Raw genomic sequence first — 5423 nt, 5'->3', positions numbered from 1 at the left:
AAAATAGAAAGGAGAAATAATGATTTTAAAAGGCAAAAAAGGCCTCATCGTCGGCGTCGCTAACGCCAAATCCATCGCTTACGGCATCGCCGAAGCTTGTCACGCGCAGGGCGCGCAGATGGCGTTTACCTACCTAAACGACGCGCTAAAAAAACGCGTAGAGCCGATCGCAAAGGAGTTTGGAAGCAAATTCGTCTATGAGCTTGACGTAAACAACCCAGCTCACTTGGACGGTCTTGCGGATCGCATCGAAGCAGATCTGGGCGAGATTGATTTTGTCGTGCATGCCGTAGCCTATGCGCCGAAAGAAGCGCTAGAGGGCGAGTTTGTAAACACGAGCAAAGAAGCCTTTGACATTGCGATGGGCACGAGCGTGTATTCGTTACTAAGCCTTACTCGCGCGGTGCTGCCGGTACTAAAAGAGGGCGGCTCGGTGCTCACGCTAACCTACCTCGGAGGGCCGAAATTCGTGCCTCACTACAACGTAATGGGCGTCGCAAAAGCGGCTCTTGAAAGCTCCGTGCGCTATCTCGCTCACGATCTTGGCGCGCGCGGTATCCGCGTAAATGCTATCAGCGCAGGCCCGATCAAAACGCTTGCCGCAAGCGGAATAGGCGATTTTAGGATGATTTTACGCTACAACGAGATCAATGCGCCGCTCAGGCGCAACGTCACGACTCAAGACGTAGGCAAAAGCGCGATGTATCTACTCAGCGACCTTGCTAGCGGCGTGACAGGCGAAGTTCACTACGTCGACTGCGGCTGCAACATCATGGGCATGTGCGACGTGGTGACCGACGCCGATGGTAAGACGATCCTTGCGTGGGATGCGGCTAAGGCCGAATAAGCGGCGTGCAAAAAGGGCAAAATTTGGCGCGCGCACGGTCTATTACGAGGCTAGGCACAAAGCCATAGCAGAGGGCGGCATAGAGGGCATCGCCGCCATTTTGCGAGGTGATGATGAGGCCGAGAAAGCCTCGCTCTTGTTGTGTCTAGATTATTACCTTGATCCCTACTACGGCTGCACGCTGGCGCATGAGAGCGAAATTTTCGCCCTTTTGCAGGAGCTGCTTCTGAGCGAGCGCTCACAAGCCATCAGAGGCGACATTTTGCAGCTTCTGGGCGATTACTGCGGCGATTTTAGCGTGCTGCGAAGCAGGATTTGCGAGGCGTCCGGCGAGCTTTTGCCCGATATCAGGCGCTTGATCGAAAGATAAATTTAACGACCGGCGCGCTTTTGCTCACGGTAATTGCGCCGCAGCGAGCGGTAGCGAAATTTGCCGCGCCTCCGCGCACGCCCCTTTTGCCGCAAAAATGCGGCAGCGTAAAATTTTAAGATTGGAAGCGGCAATGAAAACCTCGGATGAGCAAGGAGCTCGATCTAGCGAGCATACCTAAAAACGGCATGGAGATAGAGAATTATTTCAGAGCCGTTTTTGAAAAAAGCGGTAAAACCGCCAGGAAGGAGCTTGATGAAAAAGGATTATATCTGCGTATTCGACTGCGAGACGATCCCAGACGTAGCGGCGCTGGTGCGGGTGCTGGATGAGGATGCGATCGCGGACTGCTTTGAGCCTTTCGATAAAAAAAGCTTCGCAAAGCTTCTTGACGCGCAGCTCTCGCAAAAGATCGGCGGCGAGAAACAAAACGCGTCTTTAAATTTTGCTGTAAATGCGGCGGAGCAGAATTTTAAAATAGAAAATTCCGAGCAAAATTCCGCGCCTCAAAGCTTCGCGAGTGAAAATTCCGCTGAAAATCCCGCACAGGGAAATTTTGCGAGCGAAAATTCCGCATCAAATTCCACAGAGCAAAATTTAGCGCCGCAAAATACGGCGTCTAAAAATTCCGCGTCGCTAAATTTAACCTACGACGATACCGCGCCTCAAAGCTCCGCAGCACAGGGCTCCGCGGTAGAAAATTCCGCGCCCCGAAGCTCTGCGCCTCAGAATTTTGCAGCGGAAAGCTCTGCGCTACAAAGCTCCGCATCCCAAAGCTCAAAGAGCGAAAATCACGCTTCAAATTCCGCGCAAGACGCCGCGTTAAACGCGCTAAATTTTAAAATTTACGGCGAGCAATTGATCTTTAACGCGGATAAAAGCAAAATTTTAAACCACAAATTGCTCTCGCTTAGGGCGATGGAGATTTTCAAAGAAAAAACCGGCAGCGAATTCCTGCCCGTCTGCTTCCACCGCGTCGTTAGCATTAGCGCCGTGATGGCGGACGGATTCGGCAGATTTTTGCGCGTCTCGACGCTTGATGGCGAGAACGAGCGCGATAAAATCGCTAAATTCCTAACTTTCATCGAGGATTTTAATCCGCGGCTCGTGAGCTTCAACGGGCGCGGGTTCGATCTACCGATGATTATGGCGCGCGCGATGTGCTACGATCTAAGCGCCGCGGCGTATTTTGAGACGAACGATCGCGATAACAACAAGAGCAAATGGGAGAACTACCGCAGCCGCTACGACGGGCGGTTTCATCTGGATCTTCTCGATCACATCAGCGATTTCGGCGCCGTTCGCGGACTCAAGCTCGATCATATCTGCGCTAGCGTGGGCCTTCCCGGCAAATACGACGTGCACGGCGATCAAGTCTTACAGCTGTATTACGCAGGCGAGCAGGCCAAGATCGACGAGTACTGCAGATCCGACGTGCTCAACACCTACTGGCTGTTTTTAAAATACGAGCTTTTGCGCGGCAAGATCACCAAGGACGATTATCTAAATTACATCGCGGTGATGGGAGAATTTTTGCAAAAAGAGTGCGCGGGCATGAGCTACACGCCCGTTTTTTGCGACTTTATAGAAAGGGAGTTAGCGGCATATGCGAAGTGAAATTTTTAAAATTTTAAAAGGCGCGGTTTTTGGCGCGCTGTTTTTGCTTTGCGGCGCGGCTGCGGACGAGGCTAAATTTAAACCGATGCTGCTTAAAGAATATATCCCGGGCATGAATATCACGGGCTGGGTCGTTAGCGAGAAGCTAGACGGCGTGCGCGCGATCTGGGACGGCAAAAATCTGCGCTCCAGACGCGGCAAGATCATAAACGCCCCCGAGGGCTGGAGCGCGGGCTTTCCGCCATTTTTCGTGGACGGCGAGCTATACACGGCGCGCGGAGAGTTTGAACAGCTCGTATCGATCGTCTCTTCTAGCGTGCCCGATGAGCGCTGGAGCAGGGTGAAATTTTACGCATTCGACCTGCCGAAGGAGCAGAAAAACCTAAGCGCGAAGATGGAAATTTTAAGAAATTTTATCGCCTCAAGCGGCGCGCAAAATTTACTCATCGTGCAGCAAACCCCGGTAAGCACGCACGCCGACGTGCAGGCGTATTTTGATCGCGTCATCGCAGCAGGCGGCGAAGGCGTCGTGCTGCGCGATCCAAACGCGCTTTATGAAAGCGGGCGCAGCGATAAAATTTTAAAATATAAAAAGATGCACGATAGCGAGTGCAAGGTCGTAAAAATCAACCCCGGCTACGGCAAAAACGAGGGCAAGATGGGCTCGCTTAGCTGCGTGGATCTACGTAGCGGAGCGAAATTTAAAGTAGGCACGGGCTTTAGCGACGAGATGCGGGCGAATCCGCCTAAAGTAGGCACGATCATCACCTATCAATACCAAAACCTAACCCGCGAGAAAAAGCCGCGCTTTCCCGTATTTTTGCGCGTGCGACCAGCGATTTAATCTAAGGGGCTATAATCGAGTATTTTGATAAATTTGATCCGAAGGAGAATAGATGAAAATTTTAATCACCGGCGGCGCGGGATACATCGGTAGCCATGTCGCAAAGGCGCTTTTAGAAGCAAACCGCCACGACGTCGTCATACTGGATAATCTTTGCAAGGGCTCGATGCGAGCGATCGAGGCGCTTCGCAAGATAGGCGAGTTTGAGTTCGTACAAGAGAGCCTAGAAAACACCCCCGCAATCGAGAAGCTTTTTAAGCGCGAGAAGTTTGATGCGATCATTCATTTTGCGGCGTTTATCGAGGTTTTTGAAAGCACGCAAAATCCGCTAAAATACTATCTAAACAATACCGCCAACGCGATGAATTTGATCGCGCTTGCGAACAAATACGGCGTGAAAGACTTTATCTTTAGCTCCACTGCGGCGACCTACGGCGAGCCGGACATCCCGCAAGTAAGCGAGGAAACTCCGCAAAATCCGATCAATCCGTACGGAAGAAGCAAGCTGATGGTCGAGTGGGTGCTAAAAGATACGGCAGCGGCAAATCCAAATTTTAAATATGGAATTTTGCGCTACTTCAACGTCGCAGGAGCCGCAAGCGACGGCACGATCGGGCAAAACTACCCGAACGCGACGCATCTTATCAAGGTTGCGACCCAAACGATCGTCGGTAAACGCGATAAGATGAGCATTTTCGGCGATGATTACGACACCAAGGACGGCACCTGCATACGCGACTACATCCACGTAGAGGACCTCGCAAGCGCGCATCTGGCGGTACTTGATTATCTGCAAAGTAACGATAGCGCGGTCTTTAACGTAGGCTACGGCACGGGCTTTAGCGTAAAAGAGGTCGTTAATGAAGCTAAAAAAGTAAGCGGCGTGGATTTTAAAGTAGAAATTGCTCCGCGTAGAGCCGGTGATCCTGCCTGCCTCATCTCAAACGCGGATAAAATTCGCACCAAAACCTCTTGGCGGCCTGAGCACGAGAGCCTGGATGAGATCATTCTAAGCGCGCTTAATTGGGAAAAGAAGCTCTAGGTTCTAGCGTGAAAGTGCGATTTGAAATTTTAAAATTTTACTTCGCCGCGTTTAATAGCGGCGAGCAAAAGGAAGCCTTGTTTGCTTAAAATTCTAAACGCCCCCGAAGCCGCACAGCGCAAGCTCGGCGTCGTGCTATCGTATGTAAATATCTTTGTTTCTACGATACTTACTTTGGTTTATACGCCGTTTTTTCTGCGGGCGCTGGGGCAGAGCGAGTTTGGGCTGTATTCTTTAGCTAGCAGCGTTATTGGCTATTTGGCGATTTTGGATTTGGGTTTCGGCAACGCCGTGACGGTCTATACCGCCAAATACGCCTCGAGTGGCGAAGTGGAGTGCATGCATAAGCTGCACGGCACGATCTTTAGCGTGTATTTGGTAATGAGCGCGGTGATCGTGCTTGCAGGAGCTGCGCTGTTAGCCAATCTGCACGCGATTTTTGGCGCTAAGCTAAGCGCTAGCGAGATGGGCGAAATTCGCATTATGCTAATGCTACTAACTGCAAATTTAGCGATTAGCTTTCCTTTTAGCATCTATTCGTCGATCCTTACGGCGCATGAGAATTTCGTATTTATCAAGCTAATTGGGATCTTTCGCACGATCGCTCTACCGCTAGCTGCGGTGCCTGCGCTACTTTTGGGATATAAGGCTATCGCGATCGTAATCATCGCTACGGCGGTAAATTTAATCTGCGTCGCGGCAG

The 5423-nt window shown here is 51.1% G+C and carries 6 protein-coding genes and 1 pseudogene; all 7 read left to right on the top strand.

Features of this window, described 5'->3' with window-relative positions; genetic code table 11:
* Nucleotides 1-19 precede the first annotated feature (19 nt).
* Nucleotides 20-847 (top strand): enoyl-ACP reductase FabI, encoded by an 828-nt coding sequence (gene fabI, locus Q0117_RS03850; RefSeq protein ID WP_297922778.1) that lies wholly within the window; start codon nt 20-22, stop codon nt 845-847.
* Nucleotides 804-1217 (top strand): hypothetical protein, encoded by a 414-nt coding sequence (locus Q0117_RS03845; protein ID WP_297922775.1) that lies wholly within the window; start codon nt 804-806, stop codon nt 1215-1217. Before fabI ends, Q0117_RS03845 begins: the two co-directional genes overlap by 44 nt.
* 146 nt (nt 1218-1363) lie before the next feature.
* Nucleotides 1364-1549, top strand: a complete 186-nt coding sequence (locus tag Q0117_RS03840; RefSeq protein ID WP_297922770.1) for a hypothetical protein — start codon at nt 1364-1366, stop codon at nt 1547-1549.
* Nucleotides 1473-2834, top strand: a complete 1362-nt coding sequence (locus tag Q0117_RS03835) for a 3'-5' exonuclease (RefSeq protein ID WP_297922767.1) — start codon at nt 1473-1475, stop codon at nt 2832-2834. The genes Q0117_RS03840 and Q0117_RS03835 overlap by 77 nt, the downstream gene beginning before the upstream one ends.
* Entirely contained in the window at nt 2824-3678 is an 855-nt protein-coding gene (locus Q0117_RS03830) for a DNA ligase (protein ID WP_297922764.1), read from the top strand. Before Q0117_RS03835 ends, Q0117_RS03830 begins: the two co-directional genes overlap by 11 nt.
* A 52-nt stretch (nt 3679-3730) precedes the next feature.
* Nucleotides 3731-4720 (top strand): UDP-glucose 4-epimerase GalE, encoded by a 990-nt coding sequence (gene galE, locus Q0117_RS03825; RefSeq protein WP_297922761.1) that lies wholly within the window; start codon nt 3731-3733, stop codon nt 4718-4720.
* Between the two features lie 81 nt (nt 4721-4801).
* Nucleotides 4802-5423: pseudogene (locus Q0117_RS03820) on the top strand (virulence factor MviN); the annotation flags it as partial.

Origin of the sequence: uncultured Campylobacter sp., assembly GCF_937997535.1 — a bacterium.
In the GTDB taxonomy this organism is placed as follows: domain Bacteria; phylum Campylobacterota; class Campylobacteria; order Campylobacterales; family Campylobacteraceae; genus Campylobacter_B.
This window is presented reverse-complemented; position numbering and strand designations above follow the sequence as displayed.

What these genes read in the sequence shown, in the direction of transcription:
- fabI (WP_297922778.1), top strand. Translation starts at nt 20, where the DNA reads ATGATTTTAAAAGGCAAAAAAGGCCTCATCGTCGGCGTCGCTAACGCC.
- Q0117_RS03845 (WP_297922775.1), top strand. Translation starts at nt 804, where the DNA reads ATGGTAAGACGATCCTTGCGTGGGATGCGGCTAAGGCCGAATAAGCGG.
- Q0117_RS03840 (WP_297922770.1), top strand. Translation starts at nt 1,364, where the DNA reads ATGAGCAAGGAGCTCGATCTAGCGAGCATACCTAAAAACGGCATGGAG.
- Q0117_RS03835 (WP_297922767.1), top strand. Translation starts at nt 1,473, where the DNA reads ATGAAAAAGGATTATATCTGCGTATTCGACTGCGAGACGATCCCAGAC.
- Q0117_RS03830 (WP_297922764.1), top strand. Translation starts at nt 2,824, where the DNA reads ATGCGAAGTGAAATTTTTAAAATTTTAAAAGGCGCGGTTTTTGGCGCG.
- galE (WP_297922761.1), top strand. Translation starts at nt 3,731, where the DNA reads ATGAAAATTTTAATCACCGGCGGCGCGGGATACATCGGTAGCCATGTC.